The following is a 25155-nucleotide window of genomic DNA, read 5'->3' as shown; positions in this document are numbered from 1 at the left end:
TTGCTCATATTTTTATGATCATCAAGATGCCGATAAATGTCAACTTAATCAATATGAAAAATCCTTCAAAAGAATATCGTCATAACAACTATTCTGTCGGTTTGGCTCATGTCCATTTAGTCTGGATACCTCAAGGGCGCAAAAAGCTTTTAGCGGGTGAAGTTAAAACCAGGTTAGGCAAAATTTGATGGGAAGTGACCACAGAAAAAGGTTGGTTAATCAAAGGATTAGAAATAGCTCCAGACCATGTTCATGTATTGGTAGAGCATGGCTGTGATGTGGCAATCCACAAAATAGTCAAAGCTTTAAAAGGCAGGTCTTCTCGATTGTTGCGACAAGAGTCTTCTGAATTATGCAAGCTGCCTAGTTTATGAACTCACAGTTATTTTTATTATACTACTGGAAAAGTCAGCACCGCCCTTGATTTTGGAATACATCAACGACCCTCATTAGGGGGGTTGAAACCGCCGTTCGTTTTTCCGCCCCCGCGCCTAAATTGAGGGCGTTACCAAGCTCTCGAACTTCCTCCGTGTTAATTATTATTCATAAACTTTGGTGCAGATATTAGGGGTTTACCTCTCTCATCTGTTATGGTCTTTTGATTTTCTTCTCTCAATTGTTGAGATTGGTCTGGAGGTATAGGTATAGTTTGATACTCTACAGCTTCTGGAGTTGGAGTCTGATATTCTGGAGTTGGATTCAGCCAGGTTTGCCAAATTCTAATTTGACTCTGAGCTGAGTTATAAGCAACACTATTTACCGGGATTTTTCTAGCAATCTCAATAGCTAGTGGTACATTTTGATTAACTTCGTCCATAGCGATCGATAAAATTTGTTGACCCCATTGATTAATCAACTGGGAAGCTTCCAATTGCCTAGAACTGTAAGTGGGTACTTTCTGTGCTAAACTGATAGCTTGAGCATAACCATCTACCGTACCTACTGCTGCTGCTTGACGAGCATTCTCTAAACTTTCTTTTGCCTCTTTTTGAGATTGCCACTGTTGTATTTTGGAGTTAGCTTGGGGATATAGAACCCTTCCTTGTTGAATCTGTTGTGCTGTAATAATTGCCTGTTCTAAATTACCTGAGGATGCTAGGCGTTCTGCATTATCAAGAATTGGTTGATCTTGAGAACGTTGAACTCTTTGTGTCCACCTTTGGATTTTCTGTTGAGCTTCCTCATATAGAGTTCTGCCCCTACCAATTTGACTTGCTTCATCAATGGCAGCTTGTATAGAACTAATATCGCCAAAACTTGCTAATTTTTCTGCTTTTTCCAAATAAGGCCGGTCTTCTTGTTGCTGTAGTTGTCTACTCCAATTTCCTATCAAAGTAGTTGCTTCTTGTCCACGGGGGTTATAAGGAGGAACAGTCTGCAATTTAGCGATCGCTGCTTTCAAATCGCTAATTCCTCCTGGTTGGGCTAGTTTTTTTCCTTCTTCTATAATCTTGACATCTGCAATTTCTTGTTGCCAAATACTAATTAACTGTTGAGCTTTGCTGTAAAGAGGTCGTTCAGTTTTGAGTTTTTGAGCTTGAGCAATAGCATCTTCTAGTCCCACTATTGTACCCAGATTAGCTGGAGAATGGGCACGAGCTAATAATTCTATATCTTTTACTTTTTCCTCTAGGACATCATTTTCTGGAACTTTATTAACTATCTTGAGTGCTTCTTGCCAATTTCCTTCATTTAGTTCTACTAAGGCTATATCTGCTATTTGTTCGCCCAAATTTAGTATCAACTTTTGAGCGGTCTGATAGAGATAGCTATTTTTCCCAATTGCTTGAGCTTTTTTGACAGCATTGGTGAGATTATCTAGTCCACCTTGTTGGCCTCTCTCTCGTGCTTGGTTTAATTTGCCACCTTCTTGGCGAGTTCTTTTGATGTCGTTAATTAGTTCCTGGTATTTTTTCGTTTCCCAATGTACATTTGGTACTGACAGTAGACGAGAAGCTTCCATGGAAGCTTGATTCCATTCTTCCTGACGCAGATGTTCTTGAGCTTTCTTATAAGTTGTTTCAGCTTTAGTCCAAGTTTGTTGCCAATTTTGAATCTGTTCTTTGACAACTGGATAAGCTGAAACTTTCTGAGGTACTTTTTGGGCAATTTTAATAGCTTCTTCTAATTTTCCATCTTGAAAAGCTAAATCTCCCAGGGACAATATTTTTTCAGACCATTGTTCAATGTAAACATCAATATTTGGACGCATTGGATGGTCATTTGATAAAACATCTACCAAATTAATTGCTTGAAGTAAACTATCTACTGTGGGAGAAGTAGCTAATATCTGAGCACAATAAAGACGTTTGCTTGCTGATGCGGTTGGCCAGTAACTTGCTTCACAATCTGCCTGAGAAGGTAATTTGAATAAGGCTGATATGGCTGTTATACCTGCCCCAGCTGGAACTATTACCAATAGTGCTATCCAAAATAGCCATTTTATCGGCCAAGTATTGTTTGCAGATTTTGGGCTTTTTTGCTTAGTTTTTTCTATTGGAGAAACTGAATATTTTTGCAGAGTGGAAGGTTTGGCCGGATGTTTGTATGTTTGTATCTGACTGCCATTGGATCTAAGTTGCTGCAGTCTTTCTTCGCGGTTTTTCCTACGTTCAGGTAGTTGCCATTGGGTTTGTTTTTTTTGCTTCATCTGGCGTAGTGTCCGTATACGGTCTATTGTTTTGTATTTTTCATTCATATACACTACTTATCCCGAACAGCAAGCAACAGATATATTTCATGCTTAATGACTTTCCGGTTGGTTTAGCCTGTGGGTAAGCCTTTATCTAAAATATTAAATTTAGGCTTCAATTATCTGCGGTTTATATTTATACACTATTTTTGGAAAAGATGCAACCTCAATATGAACAGAAAATTAATTGTTTGAGAAAACAATTAATACCAGGAGGTTTTACAAGTTTTTCAGTTGAAAAAATGAAAACAAAAACTTAGTTTTATCGCTAATATGGAAAACCCATATTTAATAATATGAAACCTATTTAACATGTATCCTATTTAACATTTATAAATTTATAATTATTATTCGTAATTATCTTTCGTAATTATCTGAAGCATCAATTTTTACAGAAAAATTAGCCCTCACATTTGATTTTCATTGCCGAACCTACGCCTCCCTTATTCTTGTGACCAAGGTATCAAATTGGTTCTATAAAGCTATGAATTCAGAAGACAACGATCAATTTCTATGTGTTCTGAATTCTTAGAATAAACTTATGAAGATGATTTATGTAGTTGTCCAACAGGAATTTCTGTGAAGGGTTGTTGTAAGTCCTCAATTAGTTGTATCAGGTCTTGTTTACTAGCTTGATATACTTCTCCACAAAATTCACAGACTGCCTGGGCACCATTGTCTTTTTCAATCATATCTTTTAGTTCATCAACACCAAACATTTTTAATGCTCCTAAAACTTTTTCAAAAGAGCAACCACAGTGAAAACGAACTATTTTACTTTCGGGAAATATATTTAAGTCCATGTCTCCCAAAAGTTGTTGCAAAATTTCTGGTAATGTTTTGCCAGCTCGAAGCAATGGAGTAAACCCTGAGAGGGAGGCTATACGAGATTCTAAGGTTTGAACTAATTCTTCATCTATGGCTGCTTTGGGCATAACTTGTAACAAAAGTCCTCCTGCTGCTTGTATACCCTCTGTATCTACAAATACTCCTAGCACTAAAGCGGATGGTGTTTGTTCTGATATAATTAAGTAATGAGCAATATCATCTCCAATTTCTCCAGATACTAACTCTACTGTACTGGAGTATGGGTAGCCATAACCTATATCTCTTACTATATACAAGAAACCTTGATTGCCTACAGCTTTTCCTACGTCCAATTTGCCGATTTGATTTGGTGAAAGCTCAATTGTAGGGTGATCTACATATCCTCGTACTGTTCCATCTAGTCCTGCATCCACAAGAACTCCTCCTAAAGGACCATTGCCTTGGACACGAATGTTGACTCTTGATTCGGGAGTTTTCATGCTAGAAGCTAATAATAGTCCAGCAGCCATTGTGCGGCCAAGAGCAGCAGAGGCCACCCAAGAAAGTTGATGTCGTTGTCTTGCTTCTTCAGTTAAGCGGGTGGTAATTACACCAACAACACGAATGCCACCTTCTGCTGCTGTCGCTCTAATTAGTCGATCTGCCATTGAAGTCCTTACATTTCTTAATAATTCTAATTGTTTTTATCATAACTCTGTTGGAATATTCCTGTTAAGTTTGTCAGATATTTATTATAGATGTAAGTAATGGTTATATATAATTTATGCCCTAGTTTTTGTATTAGTTTTATGCTTATTGTGTTAGTCTAAGTTGTTAGATATAATGATATATTATAGATAGTATTATTCAGTTATAAAACTTACGATGAATATTATCTTGAGAAATAATTTTTTGCTAAAATATCTAGTAATAAATTATAAAAATAAGTAAATTTGCTGCAAATTTTGGCTTCACTCATCCCTAATTATAGGGAAATAATGTTAACCTAGATGCTTGTAATTTTCTATTTTTGTTTGAGAAAGAGATACCAAGTATAAATTCAAATATTATATTACTATATTATTATGTTAGGTACTTTCCAAAAAAGCCATTTGCGGATTGAGATTGAAGCTACTGAAGCTACGATCAGAGAGAGTTTACTATGTTCATCTCAGTTACAAACATGGTTGTGGCCTCAACGCTTTTCTCCTGGACTACCAGAACAATTGTCTCAGGGTTTAGAGTTTAAAAGTATGGTTGGCCTAGTAGAAATTAAACATTATGTTGATGTAGTAGGGTCAAATTGTTTGAGGTTGTTACTTAGTCAAGGTATTGATGGATTTCACGAGTGGTATTGGGGAGATGGTTGGATACAATCTCGTTTAGAAGGAATATCTATGTTGCCTCTAAATTTAGGTCAGACTTTTAGTTTAGTTCGCTTGCGAGAGTTTTTAGCTACACCAGAAAAAGCTGTTAAGTTTTAAGTTATTAATTCTTAAAATATGGCAATTATTTCCATTTACAGTAAATTGCAAGTATAGCGCTACGCGTAAGGCAACAGGCAATAGGCAATAGGCAATAAGGAAATAAAAAGGGTTTCAGCTTCTATTGATGTCAAAAACCTTAATGCGTAGCGTTATATATACAGTTAAAGACATTAATAATAATACTTTTTTAATGCAGGAATCTTGCTCAGTATTGGTGTACCTTAACTTATATGAAATCTGCTGTATTTTTTATTTGGTTTTGACCTATTCAGGATTGCTGTACTAAGTTATTATATCAAGTCTCATTAATTAGCCATAATAAAAATGTTCTTATCTTGAGAGAGAATATTTTTTCCATTTGTCATGGGGAGCAAACAAATTTCCTATTGTTCCCTGCTCCCTACCCCCTAAATTTTTCCGAAGTGGTTATTTAGAGTTTGCTGATTAAATCTAAAAGCATTTACATATAAAGGTATTAGCATTTTTTAGTTGAAAAAAGTCCCAGCTTTTAGGTCGCTTAGGTTCAAAAAATTAGCATTTTAGGCGCATAGTTGCGCAGAAAAATCAAGGAACTATTTTTCCTCCTACCTCCTCTATAATTCCCATTTCTCCTGACTCGGTCCTCCTGACTCGGTCCTCCTACCCTCACCCATAAGACTTTTTCAGCAAACCCTATTTAAAGAGATATAGCAATCCTATTTTATTCGTGTCAAAAATCTTACTGCTTTTTAGGGAACACTTAACTGGGAACAGGGAACAGGTAAGAGTTTCAGTTTTTTTATTTACTTTTTGATTACCCGCAACCTATTTAGGATTGCTATATGATATTAGCTATTTTTCGCCAACCGCTATTAATGCTAAAAACAATTAAAAGCAATGGCTTAAAATAATCAAATTTATAATTTTATTTTTCTCGAAGCTATAACAATTAAATTATATTTTTCCTGAAAAATATAGCGTTCAGGATTAATTTAAAACTTACCTTGAGGCTGAGAAACTGCTATTAAAATAGCGTTATGAGTTTGCTTAATATGTATAAATAAACAAGTCTAAAAAAGTTTTCCCTATCCATTTAGCAGTAATAGTTATCCGATAAAACTGACTTCCCCTTTCATAAGTTAGTAATTCTGAAAATACACCCATTAACCCTCTATTCAAAGCAGCTTGAGCTAATAGAAAACCACTTTGTTCCTGGCTAACTATATAATCATTGACATGACCCATATCTAAGTGAGAGCCATATTCACGGTTAAGTAATTCAGCACAGGTATAAACATTTGGATTTAATTTTTCTGCTGTTAAAGCTGCTAAAATTTTCCGAGCATCTGCATCTTGATCGCTACGACCATGGGTTTTATCACACAAAATAATACAAGTTTCAGCTTGACGTATACCTGCTTTTTCTAAAGCAGTAAATTTGGTAAAATCGTCTTTGATAAATTGTATCCGAAATTTTAAATCTGGGGCAATAAAATTAGGTTCATCATTAAATTCAGCTATTACAATAATTGGTATTCCTTTGCTTTAACCAGCAGCTTTAAATTCTCTCACTATAATCTCAGCTTTGCGATTCCAACCACAAATAATTGTATGATTACTAAAGCTTCCCCAGTCCACAATATCATCCTCTCTACGGATTTTATCTACCATAAATGCTGATACTTTTCCAGTCAACATAGCAAAGATAGTAACATTCATAAACATGACAAACACTGCAACTATTTTTCCTCCTAATGAGGATGGTGAAGCCGGAATTGGTTCGACAGCAAATAGAGAATAAACACTAAACCAAAATCTTTCTTCTAAGGAAGTGAAGTCTGGGTTACTACTACTTTCAAATACTAGGATAGCAACACTACCAAACATAATAGTTCGTAGCAGTAGTCCAACAACGATTAGGTATTCTTTAATTCCTCTTTGTAAGATATAAAGAAAGGAGCTGGCATAACGGTTGAAAAAACCAGGTAACCTGAGTATTCTTAGTAAGCGTAATAGTTGTAAAGCTCTAATCGATCTGAAGACTCTTAGTAATGGTAATATAGCTATTATATCTAACCAGTATTCTTGAAAATAAACTTTTTTATTAGGGGCAACTATAAACCGGAAGCTTAATTCTATAACAAATAATATAGTGAATATTTTACTAAATGTATTACATATTAATAGATAGGGTTATTTTTCAGGTATAGATAATTCTACTATGGTTAATATAACGGACAAAATTATGATGATACCAATAGTAATATTGACTATTGGTAGTTGCAAAAAACGTTGTAGATAAGGCTGGAAATTGTGTTTTTTTAATAGGAATAAAAGACTAGAATTTGAATTAGTCATAAATCAATAGACATCTCCAGAAAAGAGGGAGGAGGGAGTAGGCAGTAGGCAGTAGGGGGAAATAATTGATAATTGCTGTGTGAGAATTGATTTTATTTTTGATTTTTGGAGATGTTTAATATAGAAAAAAACACTTGTTAATATATTCTACTTATTAATACATTATTCGACTATATATAGTGCTTATCAAGTTACTGAGATACTGTTGTTTTTCTTCTTTTCTGTCTTGATGCGCATTCCCTGTGGTCTGTCTCCGACGCGGGGTCGCATCGTTATTCCCTGTTTCCCGCATTAATACTCATTACTGCCTGAAACAAGCGAATTTTGTATTTCACGGTTCTTGGGAATTGCTATATATGAATATTAAGCAACCATCAAAATTTTTATAACAGCAGTAGATTGTTGATGTAATAAACCATGATTTTGATTTTATAATTTTTATTTTTGGAGAAAATTATTGGAGTAAAAATTAGAAAGCTTTTTGTGATATTTAGTCTCCTAGTTTTTGCTTAAAATTTGGATAGGTACTATGGTCGTTGATATTTACTATGCGACTTTCATCGCCTGTTGCTGTGATATTTTCATAGATTCCTTGGTCTCTTTTTACTAATTTACTAAATCCTTGACTTTTTAAATCGCTGATGCCTGTTTCTACTATTATTCTAGGGGCACTAATCATACGTTTAACAGGAGTGTCTTCTGGGGTGTCACCAAGGTCGCATTTAGCTAATTTACATAACTGGCCCCAAGTAGTAATATTTTCATTTATACTGTGCCAAACTTCTAGTTTTTGCTGATTAGTTGAACAAAAATAATCGTATACAGGCATAGTAATAGTTATTGCAGTAAAAGGCTTAGTTTTTAATTATAGATGATGTTAAAGTGTTTCCAGATGTTATAAACAGAAAATTAATTTTTTGAGAGATTATGAAGAATAGTGACCGTGAATCAAGAGAGTTTTTAGTAGGAATAAATTATAGCCTAATATCTACAACTCATCTATAAACACTATCTATATGTTATATCAATTTAAAAAAAGAATCCTACAAAAAAAAGGCTGAAAATTAGGCATAAAAAGAACTTATCTAATCCTATAAGCAACCTATTTCGATTGCTTTTTCTTCTTTTATCTTTTCTATCATGGGTTTAATACCTTGCCTTGCGGAATAATTAAGATTTAAAGCCTCTTCTTTAAAGGAGAAAAAGCGGTCGTTAGCGTAGCTTCCCGTAGGGTGGGATGGCGAGGAAACCTCGCCATATCCAATCGACCAAGAGAAGAAAAAATTTTCCCTACCGCGTCAATGCTATTCTTTTCAAGGAGAGGTAATTGTTAATAATTAATAATTAATAATTAATTATTAATTGTTGAAAGGGGGGTGCTTAGAGCTGATTTGTAAACTTAGCTAAAACCCTTATGTAATTTAACTCTCAGGGATTTAGGTATTATTGGGCTATAACTCCAAAAACCTTTGTATTGCAAGGAATTCAGCCTCTTAATATTTACTTGATAAATCAGCTCTTAAAATTGGTTGGGGTTATAAGATACGAAGTGACATTTAGAAGATATCCTGGTCTAATTTTCCCTCCTGCCTTCTGCCTTATTCAAAATTTTTTTATTACTTCTTCTTACTTCCCTTTTACTTCTTCCTTAGTCATAGATGTGAGGTTCTATACTTTTTGTCTAAGATTAATCTGGTAAATTAATTAAGCTTAATTATTATTTTCAAGAGTATTTATAAAGTGCTATCAAACTAATTTATTTTTTTTGTGGCAATCCAGCTATGATAGTTGAAATCGATATTTGATGCTAATATAAAATCTATAATATACAGGAATCAAATAATGTTAAGGAGAATTAATTAATGAGTGATTTTAAAGTAACACCACAAAGCGAGCTAACTACCAGTCAAATGTTAGAGAGATACAATTTAGACGATGAAATAACTCTAAAACGTTGGGCGCAATTACATGGTATTGACAATAATCGTGGTTACTACAATCCAGATGAAGTGGATCTAATAGATCATGTACATCATCATATTTATAATCTTGGCATGAGTATTATCGATTATCAAAGTTTTATAGATCGTCGTCAAATTCCAACACAAAAATTTACTCAGGAAAATGGTGAAAATATGATGGAAAATAATATTTATACAAATGTAAGTAATTCGGCAAAAAAACATCAAGGAACAGAAAATTTTGTTTGTAATGATTATGATGCAATAAATAAGACTTCAGAGGAAATTAATAATGAAGAGTATGCAGCCATAGAGATGTTAAAAAAGCAGTATTCTGAAGCAATTGATTTAATGGGAGAAAAAATAGCTGACCATTTTATAGATGAATTAGATGTATCTGTAATGCGACATCTTATTAAGAAGGTAAAAGAGCGTCAAAGACTTAATGGTAAAGTTTCATCAAATCGTTTTCTGAAAACAATTAAAGCTGTTTTACAGCCTCAAAATGGTAATTTTCTTGTTCCTAAAGATAATGAGGATGAATCTAGTATTGAACTAGAACAAAATCATCGACTTGGTTAGTTAATTTGTTTAGCACTAGTTTACTTTTATTGGGATGGGTTTTACATCAGGTTTTTTTGAGGTTAGATTGAATCTTTTGTTAAACCTAATACTCCTCATAAATAGTAGGAATAGAGGTATCCGCTCAATAAATGGGGGCGGACTACCAGTTTAGGAACTATTTTACGCCATTTGAGGCTTGCCATTTACGGATTTACCCCGGATTATTGAGCGGTTACGAATAGAGTGTTATTCTGATCAAGATAGCAATCTTATTGAAGATAGCAATATTCTTCAATTTGTGAAATATTGTAGACTTTGAGGGAACTGAGAACAATCAAATTACTATGAATGATTTAGGATTCCTAAAAATAGTAATTGATTAGATAAAAGGTTAGACTCTGGCTTAATGCTTCCTTGGTTAGGACTCCCAAACTTTAGTAAAATATGAAGGTTAAAATAGAAAAACTATAACTAGCTAGATACTTATAATTTTTTTTGTATTGCTATGAATTATAAACTATAAAAAAAATGATTAAATCTTGGATGATAATTGGTGCGGTTACTTTCTTAATAGCATTCAGTAGTAGTATTTTTACGCCGTCTAGAGGTATCCAATGGTTTAGACATCTACAACGACCTGATTGGTTAACTTTTGAAAGAGCAATTCCTATCATTTGGACGATAATTTTTATTTGTGGTGCTTGGTCTGCATATATTATCTGGGAACAGGATCCAGGAACTAAAAAAACTTGGTTATTAATGGCATTATATTTATTGTTAGAAATTGTGACAATAGCCTATACACCTGTGATGTTTTGGATGCAAAATTTGAAGGTAGGAACAATTATTGGAGGAACGGGTTTTGTATTAAGTCTGATAGTAATTTTGACTGTCTGGCAAATTAATAGTTGGGCTGGAATATTATTATTACCTTATATATTTTGGAGTCCAATTGGTACTTATACTACTTGGGAAATGAATCGTATTAATTCTGAAAATCAGTAAGAGTAACTAATTTTTAGTGTTATATCAATTACGGGAAACTTTGCTGGACTTAAATTTTTAACTACTATTTATTTATTGCTGAATTTATTGAAGTTAGTGGGGAGTATTTAATAGTTATGATGATGGTGATGGTGATTTTTTGACCTTGCCTGGATAGGATTAAATTTGTTCATTTTGTTGGTAGCGATCGCCAAGGAATGAAGGAATAAAATCAAGGCTAAATTATCGGAGGAATTTTTTGAGTAAAAATCATAAGTAAGTAATTGGATAGATAACGGTAATATATTTTTTGACAGAAAAATCATAAAATGTTTGATGATTTGTTTTGACTAAATAAAGAACAAAAATATTTGGGGTGAATTCTCTTTTTTTTTCAGCAAGGGTAGTTGAATTTCTTGAATTTAGTGGGGAGTATTTAATAGTTATGATGATGGTAATGGTGATTTTTTGGCCTTAGCTAGGTAGGATGCAATTTGTTCATTTTATTTGTAGCGATCGCTCAAGAATGAAGGAATAAAATCAAGGCTAAATTAAAGGAATAAAATCAAGGCTAAATTATCCGAGTAATTTTTTGAGTAAAAATCATAAGTAAGTAATTGGATAGATAACGGTAATATCTGTTTTGACAGAAAAATCATAAAATGTTTGATGATTTGTTTTGACTAAATGACGAAAGAAATTACTGAATAATTAAAATTTCAAGTCTCTATCCATCCAGGAGAGAAAAGAACAAAAATATTTGGGGTGAATTCTCTTTTTTTTTTCAGCAAGGATAGTTGAATTTCTTGAATTTACTGGGGAGTATTTAATAGTTATGATGATTGTGATGGTGATTTTTTGACCTTCCCTGGGTAGGATGAAATTTGTTGATTTTACTGGTAGCGATCGCCAAGGAATTGAGGAATAAAATCAAGGCTAAATTATCGGAGTAATTTTTTGAGTAAAAATCATAAGTAAGTAATTGGATAGATAACGGTAATATATTTTTTGACAGAAAAATCATAAAATGTTTGATGATTTGTTTTGACTAAATAAAGAAATAAATTACGGAATAATTAAAATTTCAAGTCTCTATCCATCCAGGAGAGAAAAGAACAAAAATATTTGGAGTTAATTCTCTTTTTTTTTCAGCAAGGATAGTTGAATTTCTTGAATTTAGTGGGGAGTATTTAATAGTTATGATGATGGTAATGGTGATTTTTTGGCCTTCCCTGGGAAGGATGAAATTTGTTGATTTTATTTGTAGTGATCGCCAAGGAATGAAGGAATAAAATCAAGGCTAAATTAAAGGAATAAAATCAAGGCTAAATTATCCGAGGAATTTTTTGAGTAAAAATCATAAGTAAATAATTGGATAGATAACGGTAATATCTCTTTTAATATGATGTCCATTGGTATCGTTTGTGTAAACCCAAGGGTGAATATTTACAGGAAATTTAAGTTTTTTCTTGCTCAATAGCTTTCCATCCTCTTCCCTCTTCCTTCTTCCTTACTTTAGCGATACAATACCGATGCTACCGGAGATAATGTGACAGGAAAATCAGAAAATTTTTGATTATTTGCTCTAACTAAATATGGTATAAACAGAGGCGATCGTTAAATATTTTATTCTGATTATTATCGTCATAAATATTTTCATTTTTAAGAAAGTTGTAGGTAGTAGATGCTAGGTTTTAGATTCAGTCTTATTGGCAATTTAACTAGATATGAACTAAAAGTTTTCAGCTATAAACTTGGATGTAAAGACTATTTAAAAGGGAATTTATCTCAGTTTCAGTATAAATTTAAGCTCAATGTTGACTGCTGAATTGCTGTTTCCCGAGCATTCCGTCAGAAAACCCTTTTTCACGCCAATTATCTACAATTAATTGGGGTTATGTTGGAGTTTTAAACAAGAGTTGCTCCACAATAGTGTTCTTAAAACATCTGCTTCCTATGCTATACATCTGTTTCATAACTAGAAAATAATTAGACATCTCCAGTAATAAAAAATAAAATCAATTATCCCAGATAAATTATCAATTATTTCCCCCTACTCCCTACTTCCTACTCCCTACTCCATCAATTATCAATTATCAATTATTGAAGAGGTTTATCTATTCTAATTTTTACTTCTTATTTAACTACTGCTTTTTTGTTTTTTGTGATTTATCCTAGATATTTTAATTTCCTTTCTTCGAGTATTTTCAGAAAAGTTGTGTTATTGCCATAACCTGCATCAATTAAAACTATTCCCGAACTATAATCTATGTTGAAGATACGACCTACTAACTCTAATTAAAAAACATAATCAACAGATATTTTATTGTGTCAACTTTCTCATAATAATGATCGGACAATCTCATAATTGCTATAATGCTATCTTTGATATAAAATTATCAATGATAATTGATTTATAGATTTACTTTTATGGAAATAATTGATTATATAGTTGTAATAATTTACTTAGTATTTATTATGGTTTTTGGGGTTTTTCTACAAAAAAAAGCTTCGACAGGAATAGAATCTTACTTTCTCGGAAATCGGAATTTGCCTTGGTGGGTTTTGGGTGCTTCTGGTATGGCTTCTAATACTGACCTTGCAGGTACTATGATATTAACTGCTTTAGTTTATGCCTTGGGAACTAAGGGATTTTTTATTGAAATTAGGGGTGGAATAGTATTATATCTAGCCTGTTTAATGACATTTATTGGAAAGTGGAATCGTCGCGCTCAAGTAATGACTGTTGCTGAATGGATGCAGTTACGTTTTGGTATGGGTCGAGAAGGAAATATTGCCAGAATTATTAGTGCAGTTGCTAATATTATTTTTGCTATTGCTTCTATTAGTTATTTTGCCGTTGGAGGTGGCAAATTTTTAGGAATTTTTTTGGAAATTGATGATAGATTTGCTGGAGTTTTACTCATTTTATTAGCTTTAATTTATACTGCTATTAGTGGTTTTTATGGAGTAGTTTTGACAGATATTTTTCAAGGAGTCTTGATTTTTGTGGCAGTTTTATATATCTGTTTTATGGCTTTTCAAACTGTAAATCTACCAGAGACTTTTTCAATTTCCATTCCTGGTACAGAACAATTACAAACATGGAATTTAGCAGAATGGAGTAGTCTTACCCCACCAATAACTATTGATTTGCCAGGGGATTATAGTATTTTTAATTTGTTTGGTGGAGTGATGTTGTTTTATACTTTTAAAGTATTTCTCGAAGGTGCTGCTGGTGGGGGTGGTTATGTAGCTCAACGTTACTTTGCCGCGAAGAGCGATCGTGAGGCTGGGTTACTTTCTTTATTCTGGATTTTCTTATTATCATTTCGATGGCCTCTAGTTACAGCTTTTGCAGTATTAGGAATAGATTATGGTCTAAAAAATCAGGTAATTTCTGACCCTGAATTAGTTTTACCTACTGTAATTGCTGAATATATTCCGGTAGGTATTAAGGGTTTATTAATTGCCTGTTTTATTGCAGCAGCAATGTCAACTTTTGATTCTATTATTAATTCTAGTGCTGCATATTGGGTCAAGGATATTTATCAAGCTTATCTTAAACCTGAAGCTTCTAATCAACAATTAGTTAATCAAGGTCGTTTAGCATCTATTGTCATTGTTGGTTTAGGGTTAATGTTTAGTTTTAATATTACGAATATTAATGATATCTGGGGATGGTTAACTTTAGGCTTAGGAACTGGGTTGTTTATTCCTTTAGTATTGAGATGGTATTGGTGGAGATTTAATGGTTATGGGTTTGCCATTGGTACTGGAGCGGGTTTGGTTGCAGCTATTTTGACAAAAGGGGTAATTTTACCTGTGGTGAATAATTCTCAAATTCAGGAATATATTTTATTTTTGGTGCCGAGTATTTGTTCTTTTTTAGGATGTATTTTGGGGACATTTTTTACACCAGCAACTAACTTAGAAACGATTGATAATTTTTATCGGGTTACCAGACCTTTTGGCTTTTGGGAAGTAGTGAGGAAAAAATTACCAACTAATATTCAGGCAAAAATTCAGGCAGAAAATAAACGAGATATTATGGCAACTTTGATTGCTATTCCTTGGCAGTTGGTTTTATTTTTGATGGGAATGATGTTGATGATGAAGCAGTGGGATAATTTTGGTATTTTATTATTAATATTTATTTTATTGTCGATTGGATTGTATTTTACTTGGTTTAAGTATTTGGAGAAAATATAGACTTAAGCTAATATGCTTTGATTTTGAAAATAATTTAAGATAATGGATGAAAGGAACATCCGTTCTGGAAATAAATAGGGAATATACAGATGTTTTAAGCTTATATAGGGTTTCCCAAGGTCGTGAGGTACAGTTATCTTTTTGTCTTTTTATGTAAGCATTCAGCTGTCAGCTATTAGCTATCAGCTATTCAGCTATTAATGTTGGGAAAGGTAAAAGCAACCTTTGAAATTGAGTTTGAATAAAAAGTTACTTTCAAAATCTCCGGACCAAACCTGAGAAGCAATTAATAATGAATAATTGCTGATAGCTGACTGCTAATAGCTGAATGCTTACCTTTTTATTCCCTGTTCCCTGTTCCTTGTTCCCTCAAACCTAAAATTTTGTATAGCAATGAGCGCTGGTATATTTACAAATTGCAGGAAGGGCCAAATAGCTAAAAGTCTTATATTATCGGCAATTTATTCCCCCTGTTGCCTGTTGCCTGTTACCTGTTGCCTGCACACAGCGCTATACCTCACGCTTTTTGGGAATTGCTATATAGTTATTTCAGCTTAGATTGAGAAAAAGGTTTCTTGCCTTGTAAAGAATTTCAGCCGAAAAAGTGTTTTATTCTTAAAATAAATGACTATATATTCACAATTTAAATTTGCCATAACTGAACATTAAAAATTGCATCTTGATCGGATATGCTGAAAAATAGCTTATTCAGTTCATTTTATATGGTAATTTCTATCGTTTTATCTTTTTTTTCAATATTTATTTCTCCTTCCTTCTTGCTTATTGTTTATTCCTTATTTATTACTTCTACTATTTGTAAAAAACGTTGATATAATTGGTATTAGGGATAAAATTGAGGTGAAAATAATTCCTTAATATCTATTCCCTAGTTGAAATAATTTGAGATTTTTAATACTCAAATTAGGAAAACTTTATCTACCTAAATTCGCCTCAAGTTTTGAAATTTATTTCTAAAATAGTAATACCAATTTTATGTGAAACTCCACAAAATTATCAACTTCTATAAGTTATCAACCTCGATCTAAAGTCAATTATTTATTCTTGAAACCTTAATTCTATGCAACCCAATATTAAATTAGTATCAAGTTATTTGAAAAGTGTGCCAATTACTAAGTAGATCGGTTTAATTATCCGTAAAATAACCAGAGAAATTCAAAACTTTGAAAATTAGGTTGAAAACTGCCTTCTGGCTTCATTTTCAGACTCTTTGTTTTTTTGCGCAGCATGACAAACGGAAACGTCTATTTATGCCCACCAACTTAATTACTACAGCGCTACGCGCAAGTTAAAAGTCAAAAGTAAAAAGTCAAAAATAATCCCTGAGTGAGTTTTAGCATTTATAAATGTCCGCGCCCTATTTGCGTAGTGCTATAACTTAGATTTTTTGTTTGGGAATTTTTAGTTATTTTTACATTTCTTATCAAAATCAGATTGTAAAAATACTTAATACTAATTGAGGCGAATTTTAGTTAAGCTGAAGATAACTAATTCATATATAACTCTAAATAGGTAAAAATATATGGCAACTATTTCTTCAAATCTGGAATCTAATCAAAAACGTTGGCAAACAATAGTTTGTTTAACTTTAGGTTTCTGGTTAAGTGCCTGCATAATTTTAGACGTGGTAATTATGCCTAGTATGTATGCTTCTGGCATGATGAATACATCAGATTTTACAGCAGCAGGTTCAATAATGTTTTCGTTGTTTAACCGACTTGAATTAATTTGTGCAAGCTTGGGTTTAACAGGTTTATTAGTATTAAGTGCCACACCAAATAATTTAATTAAAAATACTAAAACAGCAATTATATTTTCTATAGCATTGTTGGCGATCGCTTTAATTGATACTTACGGTTTAACTCCTCAAATGAGTGCTTTGGGTATAAATCTAAATCTGTTTGAGTCAGTTAAAGAAGTTCCTGTGACCATGAATCAAATGCACGGCGGTTACTGGTTATTAGAAGTAATTAAATTAGTTGTTGGCGGTACTTTACTTGGTTGGTGTTATCAACAAAAAAACTAATATAGCAATTCCCAAAAAGCGTGAGGTACAAAATTCGTTTGCTTTAGGCAACAGGCAACAGGCAACAGGGAACAGGCAACAGGGAAGAAAGAAAAAACTACTTCACTAGCCAGATAAACGCTATAACAATGTTGTAGGTGAAGAAAGTAGGGTAGGTGCATTTTGGTTGAGATAAAATTAATCTCAATTAATTTAATATTTGCCCACCCTTAACTGACTAACTGATAACTGAAAATGACCTCTAAAGAAACTCATGCCTTACAGTAAATTTACCTTAGAGGAAGTTCTCACTAATTTTAATCTTCAGCTGGTCGAAAACTTGGGTAAATTTAATAAATTACCAGATGTTATTCCCAGTCAATTTCTTCAAGAAGCTTTAGAATATTATCTACCATTAGCAGTGGCGATTTGCTCCGCAACGCTAGCGCGAACCCTTCGGAAAAAGCTCGTTTCCTGACGGAATGCTCCGCAAACAGAATTTATTATTGCTCCAGTATTAGCAGAAGTAAAAAAATATCTAATAATCAAATAGGCTTATTTTCTGGCATCGAATTTAATGTTAATCCAGAGCTAGAGTTAAATGGTTTTTGCGATTTTATTATTAGTCGTTCCACATTACAAATGATAATTCAAGCACCAATAGTTACTCTTGTAGAAGCTAAGAATGATAATATTAAATCTGGCTTTGATAAATGTATTGCCGAAATGGTTGCTGCCCAGATTTTTAATCAAAATAAAGGGAATGATATTCGCAAAATTTATGGAGCTATTACCACAGGAATAGCTTGGCAATTTTTAGAATTAGAAGCTCAAACTCTAGTATTAGATTTAGAGGAATATTCTATCAAAAACTTACCGCAAATTTTAGGAATATTAACCAGTTTTGTTAGTTAGTATTTAAGCATTCAGCTACTCCCTACTCCCTACTCCCTATTCCCTACTCCGTAAATCTAATATAACCAACCAAATAAATCTGCAATAGATAATTGCCAATCTGTTAATCAATTGAGGATGGGTAAATTATCAGAATCATATCTAACTTCTGGTTGCTGGTTAGGTTGAAAAATTAGTACAGATTCATCTTCAGAATCTATTAATCAACCCAACTGAGTACCATTATTTAGACAGAAAAGAATTTTATTAATTAATTGATTAGCACCTTGGTCTGGCGAGAGAATTTCTATTACCCAATCTGGTGCTATTTCAAATCTATTTTCGATTCTACCATTGGGTTTTCTCGGAATACGTTGCCATGCCATGCAAAAACTGAAATATCTGGAACTATGGAACCTCCGTTAAAAGTACATCTTAATTCTGGCAATGCCATTGCTAACTTTTGTGGTTCACCTGCTTGATTAATTGCTGATGATAGACAGGTTTGAATTCTACTATGCTCTCCTTGCGGCATTGGTTTTTGATAAATTTTATTGTTAATATATCCGCTTGCTGGTTTTGTTTATGGCAATTGTAAAAATTCTTCGAGAGTAATTTGTTTGGGTGAATCAACAGAGGTTAGCATAATTATTTTTACTCCATACAGTGCTTTCTCAAATATTCTAGAAAATGGGGATTTTTTCAATCTCAATTATTTTCAGATTCTTCTACTTCCTCTTCACCAGAGAATAAAAGACGAATACCCATAAATGCAAATCCAGTTGCAGCCGTAATTTTTACTATATTTGTTGGTAAAATTTCTGCTACTCCTTCCCCTACTAAAACTCCTAAAAAGCTAGTTAATAATAGAGCAGTTGCAGTACCAAAAAATACTGCCTGGGGAAATTTTGAAGACCCACCGAGGGCGATCGCTGCTAATTGACTTTTATCTCCTAATTCAGATAAAAAAACTGCGATAAAACTTAAGCTTAAAAGTTGCCAATCCATAGTAGTTAAGAAGGAAGAAATTAAAAAGTAATAAATCAAGAAGAAAGAATAATTTTTTAATCAAATACAATTCTTTGGTTTAAAATGTAGTAGAAGTTAAACTAATAAAAGCTGATATCTGACCGCTAATAGCTGTTTTTGCTGCATTCTGCAGGAAATGCTTAGGAAAAATTTTTATAAAATGCCTCTACTATTAAAGTTAAAGATATTAGTAATAAAATCATTCCTGCCGATCTTTCTATAGTTTTAGGAGAGAGGCGACTGGCTAACCATTTTCCCAACAAAACCCCTAACAAACTTGTAGTTACTAATGCGCTACCTGCACCTAAAAATACTATCCAAGGAGATTGAGATTCGGCAGTCATTAACAGAGTAGTAATCTGAGTCTTATCGCCAATTTCTGCTAAAAATATTGTGACAAAAGTAGAAGCAAATACTTTCCATGCTCCTGTTTTTTCTACTTTCGTTTCTTGTTGTTCTGATTGAGAATTTTTGGGGGGTAAAAGTTCACCCGTTTCTGAGCTAACTTGTAAAGGTAAGCCCTCAGAAAATTCTTTTTGTTCTAAATTTATTTTAGGTTGAGGTGTATTTTCACTAAAAGATTTCACAGGCTAATTTACTAAATTACTGAGTATATGTAGATTTTTTAAATTTTATTTATTGTTTCAGATAATTATGTTACTGTCAACTACTCTACTCTACTTATCAAAATAATTGGGTTGCCCAACCCCGTCTTTTAAGGCAAAATGTTTTTGGAGAGTTGCTCAAATTCTCCTGACAAAAACAACTTCTGACTTCTGAGTTCTGAGTTCGTTATCTCTGAAAACCTGAATTAATACCCACTGCATGATTAAAGCGCAACATTTCTAGACTACGATCGCCGTACATATCTCCAATGTGCTGCTGACAACAGTCAATGGCAAATTCATTAAGTTCTTCTGGTTCAATACCGTACAATTCTCTAAAGGTATCTGGTTGGACTCGACAAAAATGGGGCCTTTCGGGGTAAATACGGCATTCTCGCGTTAAACTATCGTAATTAATACACCATCCATCTGCTCCTACTAAACTCATATAATGCTTTAGCTCTTCTGTAGATAAATATTCTTCTAATTCTGGACGCTCTGTTGGGTCTAAGTAACAACAAGCACCACAATTTTTTATACAACGCCAACTAGCCATTTTTTTTTAGCCAATAGTTATTTATTAACGGCCTTCTGATTGTAGCAGACTAAATTATTGAGTTTTGTAAAGTATCTTAAATTAAAGTAGCGATAGCTTGGTAGAATAAAAAACGGTTTTTCAGCTCAGTATATATTTGATTTATTTTTAGGGGAAATATGGGGTTTTTAACTGATTTGTTCAGCAACATTAACTTTGAAACTATTGCCCAGTTAACAATGTTGGCCATGGTTGTCATTGCTGGCCCTGTAGTTATTGTGCTACTGGCACTTCGGGGAGGCGATTTGTAAGTTATTTGCTTACTTTGGTTTGATTCAAAGGCGTTATTCAGAGGGATGATGGAGACAGATGCGATGGAGATGTAAGCTGACAGTCCAGATGCAGATGCACAAAATCATCCCAAGATGATGCTAGTTCAAAAATTAACAGTTAACAATTCATCATTAACAATTACCTCTTCTTTTTAATCAGAAGATTGATCAAAAGGAGATAAGAATGATTTTTCTTCTTAAAAGTAGAGGTCTCAAACCTGAAATTATCAATTATTCGGCGATCAGTGATCGTAATTACTTTCTCCAAATCGATAACCTTTTCGATAAACAGTATAAATGAGTGGCAACTCTCCATTTACTTCTATTTTTCGTCGCAATAAACGTACTTGTGCTGCTAAAACGTTACTGCTTGGTTTTTCTCCTTCTCCCCACAAATATTCATAGATTTGCCGATGAGTTAGAAGTTGACCGGGGTAGGTCATAAAATATGCCAGCAATTTACATTCTTTTTCTGATAAATTAATTATCTGTCCACCGCGATAAGCTACTTGATTTTCTATGTCTAGCTCTAAATTTGCTACTTGTAAATGTTGCTCAGTTGTGCTTGTTTCAATGTTTTGGGGACGACGTAATAATGCCCGAACTCTTGCTAATAACTCTCGCAACTCAAAAGGTTTAACTAAATAATCATCTGCTCCAGCATCTAATCCAGCAACGCGATCGTCTACTGTATCTTTGGCAGTAAGAAATAAAACAGGTGTATAGTCGTGGCGCGAGCGTAACTCCTGGCAAATTTCCAATCCTGTTTTGTGAGGTAACATCCAATCTAAAATCAGCAAATCATAGTTACCCTGACTTGCCATCTGACTACCAATTTTTCCATTATCGGCAACATCAACACTATACCCCTCTCGATTCAAAGCACGACTTAGAGGAGAAGTTAACTCCGGTTCATCATCCACTAAAAGAATTTGCATTTGATGAATTTAAAAGATCGTCAGTTAAAATTTTGAATCAAAAATAGTTTCTGACTCAACTTCTGCTGCTGCTAACCATTCTTGCATATCAGCTAATGCCCAAACTGCTTCAGCATAAGTTTGTGCCACTGGTTCGAGTTTCACTTTATAAGTGGCAAAGCGAGAGACAACCGGAGCATACATAGCATCAGCAATTGTAAACTGACCAAACAACATATCACCTTCTGCTCCAAATTTTTCGCGACACTCTCGCCACATTTTGCCGATCCTCTCAATTTCAGGTCTCACCTCCGGAATTATGCCTACCTCTGGATAACGACCTCGACAATCCATGGGCATATATTTGCGTAAATTTGGGAACCCTGCGTGCATCTCGGCACTAATTGCTCGTGCTACTGCTCGTGCTTCGCGGTCTTTAGGCCACAAAAAATTGGCAAATTTCTCCGCTACATACTCACAAATTGTAAGAGATTCCCATACCTTAATATCCCCGTCTAACAAAACTGGTACTAGACCAGTAGGAGAATATTTTAAAATTTCTTGGTGGGTAATATGTGTATCTAGAGGAATTTTAATTTCAGTAAATTTCACTCCTGCTTGTTTCATAGTTAACCACGCTCGTAATGACCAAGAAGAATAGTTTTTATTACCGATAACTAGAGTCAATTTACTCATCATTTTTTCAAGATTTTATAAGTACAACATACAATTAACTATTAGGCTGATATTCTTTGCTTAAGATAGTATAGTATATCACGTTAGTCTGATAATAATTAGCCTCTTTTTCGTATTTCATTCCTACTTTTTCCATGACTCGTCGGGAGGCAATATTTTTGGGTTGAGCTACTGCTACAATTTTCTCTAACTTTAACTCTTCAAATCCATATCTTAAACTTGCTTTTGCTGCTTCTGTTGCTAATCCTCGATACCAATATGCAGGATTTAATAAATAGCCAAGCTCAATTTCTGGAGTATTGTCTAGAAAACAAAGTCCGCAACGACCAATTATTTTATTATCTCTTTTATGAACTACAGCCCACATTCCAAAATTATTTTGATTCCAACTCTCAATTATACTTAATATTCTTGCTTCTGTTTCTGGCTTAGTGAGGATGCCTTTTCCTACATACTTCATTACCTTTGGATTATGATACAAATTGTATAATTCATCCAAATCATCAAGGATAAATTGTCTTAATTTTAATCTTTCTGTTTCAATTTCAGCCATGATAATTAGAATTATTTATTATACCAAGCGTAAAAAAAGAATGTTACGAATAATCAGGGCATTTAAAAGACACGTGCAGGAGATATCTCTTAGACTAAAAAGATAAATTATGACCTAATAAATTGTATTAAAGTTATTTATTCTGACTCCTGTACGTCGCCAATCCGACGGCTCCTCTATCTAACTCCTGACCCCTAAAAAATAACCTAGTTATTTGTAGCAAATATTTATCAAATTACTATTAGCCATCAATATCAATTGTGAATGTTTAGCTGATATGCTACCTTATAAAAACATCAGAATACCTAGAGTTTAACCAAAAAAATATCTATGAGAAGCATCTCACCGAAAACCAATAGAAGCAAAGAGCGAAATAATAATAGTGAAACAGACTGGCAACTAATTAAAAGAATAATCGGCTATGGTTTACGTCACAAAAAATTAGTATTTGCCTCACTGATATTATTGTTACCATTATCAATTTCTGGGGCAATTCAACCACTATTAATCGGACAGGCAATTTCTCTAATTTTAGGAGAAAAAACCTGGTCATTTCTCCAACAAATATCATTATCTCAAGGATTGAATATTTTAGGGTCTATATTAATGTTGACTATTATTATACGACTAATATTTCAATCTTTACAAGGTTTTTTAGTACAAAAAGTCGGACAAAAAATTACTGCTGATATTAGAGACGACTTATTTAAGCACGTTCTTTCTTTAGGAGTTAGATTTTTTGATAGTACCCCTGTGGGAAAATTAATCACTCGTCTTACCAGTGATGTTGAAGCTTTAGGAGATGTATTTTCTACAGGTGCTATTGGTATTGTGAGCGATTTATTTTCGATTTTAATAATTGCTATTACTATGTTTAGTTTGCAATGGCAACTGGGTTTAATTCTAATATTAATGATGTTACCAGTAACAGCAATTATTATCTATTTTCAGCAAAGATATAGGCAAGCTAATTATATAGCTAGAGATGAACTTTCTGGTTTAAATGCTCAATTACAAGAAAACTTAATTGGTATAGGAGTAGTACAATTATTTCGCCGAGAAAAATTTAACTCGGAGTTATTTAGAGTTAATAATATCGATTATGTAAAAGCACTAGATAAAACTATTTTTTATGACTCAGCTATCTCTGGTATTTTAGAATGGATTTCTTTAGTTGCGATCGCTGTAGTATTATTCCTGGGAGGGCAATTTGTTTTAGCAGAAAATATAGATTTTGGCACTTTATCTTCTTTCATTTTATATGCTCAACGTTTATTCGATCCTCTGCGACAATTTGCCGAAAAATTTACAGCTATTCAAGCAGGTTTAACTGCGGTGGAACGTATTATTAATCTTCTCAATGAAGAAGTTGAAATTCTAGACCCAGAAGGAGAAATTAAAAAATTACCTACTCTTCAAGTTAACAATTCTAAAATTGGTGAAATTCGATTTGAGAATGTCTGGTTTGGTTATAAACCAAATGAATATGTTCTGAAAAATCTCAACTTTACTATTAAACCAGGAGAAAAGGTTGCTTTGGTTGGACCTACTGGGGCAGGAAAAAGTTCTGTAATTCGCTTACTTTGTCGTTTATATGATGTCAATAAAGGCAGAATTTTAGTTGATGGAATTAATATTAAAGACTTACCTCAAGCAGAATTACGAAAACATATTGGCGTAATTTTACAAGATGGTTTTTTATTTGCTGGAGATGTGAAAAGTAATATTACTTTGGGAGAAGATTATTCATTAGAGGAGATTCAAACCTCAGCAAAAAATACAAATATAGATAAATTTATTGCAGAATTACCCCAAGGATATAATACTCAACTACGAGAAAGAGGAGCAAATCTTTCTGGTGGTCAAAAGCAGTTATTAGCATTTGCTCGTGCTGCTATTCGTAAACCAAGAATTTTGGTACTTGACGAAGCAACTGCTAGTTTAGATGTTGTAACAGAAGCTTTAATTCAATCAGCATTAGAAAAACTTTTAGCAGAAAGAACAGCTATCATTATTGCTCACCGACTTTCGACTATTAGAAATGTTAACCGGGTTTTTGTGTTGAAGCGAGGAGAGTTAATTGAGTCTGGTACTCACGAAGAATTATTACAGAAAGAAGGTCTTTATGCTGGTTTGTATAAATTACAAATGTTAGGAACTTAATTAGAGAAGTTCTCAGAAAGATAGAAAAGTATCCACTCAATATGATGGGGTAGGCAATGATTAGACATAGGCGTGAAAAAGATATAGACTTTTTACACATAGCAGGTAACAGGCAACAGCTCCGGAAAGCAAAAGGGAATAGATTTTTAGGAAAAAGGTACGAAAAATGATTTATGGAACTGACTTTTACAACTCTAGCTTATGTTAAATAAAGGGTAAGTTTATTTTCACCAGATGTCTATTATATAACCCATAAGTCAAGGTTTTAGGTGAAAATCCGCCCCTACAATTTTTTTAACGTTTAATTAGACCTACCTACTACCTAAAACCTACGATATTCTTCAAAATCTATTACCAATTAAAA

Annotated in this window: 22 protein-coding genes and 2 pseudogenes; 9 read left to right on the top strand and 15 right to left on the bottom strand. The window is 33.4% G+C overall.

Annotated elements, in window-relative coordinates; genetic code table 11:
- Positions 1–53: 53 nt before the first annotated feature.
- Positions 54–453, top strand: a pseudogene (tnpA, locus tag F6K27_RS19545) (IS200/IS605 family transposase).
- A gap of 79 nt (positions 454–532) precedes the next feature.
- Here the strand turns inward: tnpA and F6K27_RS19540 are convergent.
- Together F6K27_RS19540 and hslO are read right to left on the bottom strand one after the other, a co-directional pair.
- A complete protein-coding gene (locus F6K27_RS19540; RefSeq protein WP_287276529.1) occupies positions 533–2698 on the bottom strand; it encodes a hypothetical protein in 2166 nt (721 codons plus the stop codon).
- 533 nt (positions 2699–3231) lie between these two features.
- Complete coding sequence (gene hslO, locus F6K27_RS19535) at positions 3232–4167, bottom strand: Hsp33 family molecular chaperone HslO (protein ID WP_287276530.1); 936 nt, start codon at positions 4165–4167, stop codon at positions 3232–3234.
- Positions 4168–4584: 417 nt separating this feature from the next.
- Here hslO and F6K27_RS19530 point away from each other — a divergent pair, with 417 nt between their 5' ends.
- Positions 4585–4983 carry a hypothetical protein gene (locus tag F6K27_RS19530; RefSeq protein ID WP_124144064.1) on the top strand — a complete coding sequence of 133 codons (399 nt, stop codon included), beginning with the start codon at positions 4585–4587 and terminating at the stop codon, positions 4981–4983.
- A 1029-nt stretch (positions 4984–6012) separates the two neighbouring features.
- Here F6K27_RS19530 and F6K27_RS19525 read toward each other — a convergent pair.
- The 4 genes from F6K27_RS19525 to F6K27_RS19510 form a co-directional block, all read right to left on the bottom strand.
- On the bottom strand, positions 6013–6378 hold the full coding sequence (locus F6K27_RS19525) for a hypothetical protein (protein ID WP_240038856.1): 366 nt from the start codon (positions 6376–6378) through the stop codon (positions 6013–6015).
- Between the two features lie 132 nt (positions 6379–6510).
- Positions 6511–7083 carry an ion transporter gene (locus F6K27_RS19520; RefSeq protein ID WP_287276559.1) on the bottom strand — a complete coding sequence of 191 codons (573 nt, stop codon included), beginning with the start codon at positions 7081–7083 and terminating at the stop codon, positions 6511–6513.
- A 75-nt stretch (positions 7084–7158) separates the two neighbouring features.
- Positions 7159–7323: a hypothetical protein gene (locus F6K27_RS19515; RefSeq protein WP_287276531.1), complete on the bottom strand. Its 165-nt coding sequence runs from the start codon at positions 7321–7323 to the stop codon at positions 7159–7161.
- A gap of 490 nt (positions 7324–7813) precedes the next feature.
- A complete protein-coding gene (locus tag F6K27_RS19510; RefSeq protein WP_287276532.1) occupies positions 7814–8152 on the bottom strand; it encodes a zinc ribbon domain-containing protein in 339 nt (112 codons plus the stop codon).
- A 1033-nt stretch (positions 8153–9185) separates the two neighbouring features.
- Between F6K27_RS19510 and F6K27_RS19505 the strand changes: the two genes are divergently transcribed.
- Both F6K27_RS19505 and F6K27_RS19500 read left to right on the top strand, forming a co-directional pair.
- Complete coding sequence (locus F6K27_RS19505; protein ID WP_287276533.1) at positions 9186–9866, top strand: hypothetical protein; 681 nt, start codon at positions 9186–9188, stop codon at positions 9864–9866.
- A gap of 510 nt (positions 9867–10376) precedes the next feature.
- Positions 10377–10853, top strand: coding sequence for a TspO/MBR family protein (locus F6K27_RS19500; protein WP_287276534.1), 477 nt, complete (start codon positions 10377–10379; stop codon positions 10851–10853).
- A 107-nt stretch (positions 10854–10960) separates the two neighbouring features.
- On the opposite strand, the gene F6K27_RS19495 is transcribed toward F6K27_RS19500, so the two are convergent.
- Together F6K27_RS19495 and F6K27_RS19490 are read right to left on the bottom strand one after the other, a co-directional pair.
- A complete protein-coding gene (locus tag F6K27_RS19495; protein WP_287276535.1) occupies positions 10961–11158 on the bottom strand; it encodes a hypothetical protein in 198 nt (65 codons plus the stop codon).
- 500 nt (positions 11159–11658) lie between these two features.
- Positions 11659–11856 carry a hypothetical protein gene (locus tag F6K27_RS19490; RefSeq protein ID WP_287276536.1) on the bottom strand — a complete coding sequence of 66 codons (198 nt, stop codon included), beginning with the start codon at positions 11854–11856 and terminating at the stop codon, positions 11659–11661.
- A 1406-nt stretch (positions 11857–13262) separates the two neighbouring features.
- On the opposite strand from F6K27_RS19490, the gene F6K27_RS19485 reads away from it, so the two are divergent.
- From F6K27_RS19485 to F6K27_RS19475, 3 genes are all read left to right on the top strand, one after another.
- A complete protein-coding gene (locus F6K27_RS19485; RefSeq protein ID WP_287284406.1) occupies positions 13263–15044 on the top strand; it encodes a sodium:solute symporter in 1782 nt (593 codons plus the stop codon).
- 1540 nt (positions 15045–16584) lie between these two features.
- Entirely contained in the window at positions 16585–17088 is a 504-nt protein-coding gene (locus tag F6K27_RS19480; protein WP_124144056.1) for a DUF4149 domain-containing protein, read from the top strand.
- Positions 17089–17496: 408 nt separating this feature from the next.
- Entirely contained in the window at positions 17497–17982 is a 486-nt protein-coding gene (locus F6K27_RS19475) for a hypothetical protein (RefSeq protein ID WP_287276538.1), read from the top strand.
- Positions 17983–18089: 107 nt separating this feature from the next.
- On the opposite strand, the pseudogene F6K27_RS19470 reads toward F6K27_RS19475, so the two are convergent.
- From F6K27_RS19470 to F6K27_RS19455, 4 genes and pseudogenes are all read right to left on the bottom strand, one after another.
- A pseudogene (locus F6K27_RS19470) lies at positions 18090–18607 on the bottom strand (Uma2 family endonuclease).
- Positions 18608–18669: 62 nt separating this feature from the next.
- Positions 18670–18969 (bottom strand): TMEM165/GDT1 family protein, encoded by a 300-nt coding sequence (locus tag F6K27_RS19465; protein WP_124144055.1) that lies wholly within the window; start codon positions 18967–18969, stop codon positions 18670–18672.
- Positions 18970–19130: 161 nt separating this feature from the next.
- Positions 19131–19577, bottom strand: a complete 447-nt coding sequence (locus tag F6K27_RS19460; protein ID WP_287276539.1) for a TMEM165/GDT1 family protein — start codon at positions 19575–19577, stop codon at positions 19131–19133.
- 205 nt (positions 19578–19782) lie between these two features.
- Complete coding sequence (locus F6K27_RS19455; RefSeq protein WP_287276540.1) at positions 19783–20151, bottom strand: YkgJ family cysteine cluster protein; 369 nt, start codon at positions 20149–20151, stop codon at positions 19783–19785.
- 158 nt (positions 20152–20309) lie between these two features.
- Here F6K27_RS19455 and psb30 point away from each other — a divergent pair, with 158 nt between their 5' ends.
- Positions 20310–20441: a photosystem II reaction center protein Ycf12/Psb30 gene (gene psb30 / locus F6K27_RS19450; protein ID WP_124144053.1), complete on the top strand. Its 132-nt coding sequence runs from the start codon at positions 20310–20312 to the stop codon at positions 20439–20441.
- 263 nt (positions 20442–20704) lie between these two features.
- Here psb30 and rppA read toward each other — a convergent pair whose 3' ends face one another.
- The 3 genes from rppA to F6K27_RS19435 are packed head-to-tail and all read right to left on the bottom strand — an operon-like array spanning position 20705 to position 22628.
- Positions 20705–21400, bottom strand: a complete 696-nt coding sequence (rppA, locus tag F6K27_RS19445; protein WP_287276541.1) for a two-component system response regulator RppA — start codon at positions 21398–21400, stop codon at positions 20705–20707.
- A gap of 24 nt (positions 21401–21424) precedes the next feature.
- Positions 21425–22078, bottom strand: coding sequence for a glutathione S-transferase family protein (locus tag F6K27_RS19440; protein WP_287276542.1), 654 nt, complete (start codon positions 22076–22078; stop codon positions 21425–21427).
- Positions 22079–22109: 31 nt separating this feature from the next.
- Positions 22110–22628: a GNAT family N-acetyltransferase gene (locus F6K27_RS19435; RefSeq protein WP_287276543.1), complete on the bottom strand. Its 519-nt coding sequence runs from the start codon at positions 22626–22628 to the stop codon at positions 22110–22112.
- 330 nt (positions 22629–22958) lie between these two features.
- Between F6K27_RS19435 and F6K27_RS19430 the strand changes: the two genes are divergently transcribed.
- Positions 22959–24791, top strand: a complete 1833-nt coding sequence (locus F6K27_RS19430) for an ABC transporter ATP-binding protein (RefSeq protein WP_287276544.1) — start codon at positions 22959–22961, stop codon at positions 24789–24791.
- Positions 24792–25155 lie beyond the last annotated feature (364 nt).

It is taken from the genome of Okeania sp. SIO2F5 (assembly GCF_010692685.1).
Lineage (GTDB): Bacteria > Cyanobacteriota > Cyanobacteriia > Cyanobacteriales > Microcoleaceae > Okeania > Okeania hirsuta.
The sequence above is the reverse complement of the archived record's forward strand: the minus strand, read 5'-3'. Positions and strand labels throughout refer to the sequence as shown.

Coding starts and splice junctions, on each gene's coding strand:
- F6K27_RS19540 (WP_287276529.1), bottom strand. CDS start 2,698: ATGAATGAAAAATACAAAACAATAGACCGTATACGGACACTACGCCAG.
- hslO (WP_287276530.1), bottom strand. CDS start 4,167: ATGGCAGATCGACTAATTAGAGCGACAGCAGCAGAAGGTGGCATTCGT.
- F6K27_RS19530 (WP_124144064.1), top strand. CDS start 4,585: ATGTTAGGTACTTTCCAAAAAAGCCATTTGCGGATTGAGATTGAAGCT.
- F6K27_RS19515 (WP_287276531.1), bottom strand. CDS start 7,323: ATGACTAATTCAAATTCTAGTCTTTTATTCCTATTAAAAAAACACAAT.
- F6K27_RS19510 (WP_287276532.1), bottom strand. CDS start 8,152: ATGCCTGTATACGATTATTTTTGTTCAACTAATCAGCAAAAACTAGAA.
- F6K27_RS19505 (WP_287276533.1), top strand. CDS start 9,186: ATGAGTGATTTTAAAGTAACACCACAAAGCGAGCTAACTACCAGTCAA.
- F6K27_RS19500 (WP_287276534.1), top strand. CDS start 10,377: ATGATTAAATCTTGGATGATAATTGGTGCGGTTACTTTCTTAATAGCA.
- F6K27_RS19495 (WP_287276535.1), bottom strand. CDS start 11,158: ATGATTTTTCTGTCAAAAAATATATTACCGTTATCTATCCAATTACTT.
- F6K27_RS19490 (WP_287276536.1), bottom strand. CDS start 11,856: ATGATTTTTCTGTCAAAAAATATATTACCGTTATCTATCCAATTACTT.
- F6K27_RS19485 (WP_287284406.1), top strand. CDS start 13,263: ATGGAAATAATTGATTATATAGTTGTAATAATTTACTTAGTATTTATT.
- F6K27_RS19480 (WP_124144056.1), top strand. CDS start 16,585: ATGGCAACTATTTCTTCAAATCTGGAATCTAATCAAAAACGTTGGCAA.
- F6K27_RS19465 (WP_124144055.1), bottom strand. CDS start 18,969: ATGGATTGGCAACTTTTAAGCTTAAGTTTTATCGCAGTTTTTTTATCT.
- F6K27_RS19455 (WP_287276540.1), bottom strand. CDS start 20,151: ATGGCTAGTTGGCGTTGTATAAAAAATTGTGGTGCTTGTTGTTACTTA.
- psb30 (WP_124144053.1), top strand. CDS start 20,310: ATGGGGTTTTTAACTGATTTGTTCAGCAACATTAACTTTGAAACTATT.
- rppA (WP_287276541.1), bottom strand. CDS start 21,400: ATGCAAATTCTTTTAGTGGATGATGAACCGGAGTTAACTTCTCCTCTA.
- F6K27_RS19440 (WP_287276542.1), bottom strand. CDS start 22,078: ATGATGAGTAAATTGACTCTAGTTATCGGTAATAAAAACTATTCTTCT.
- F6K27_RS19435 (WP_287276543.1), bottom strand. CDS start 22,628: ATGGCTGAAATTGAAACAGAAAGATTAAAATTAAGACAATTTATCCTT.
- F6K27_RS19430 (WP_287276544.1), top strand. CDS start 22,959: ATGAGAAGCATCTCACCGAAAACCAATAGAAGCAAAGAGCGAAATAAT.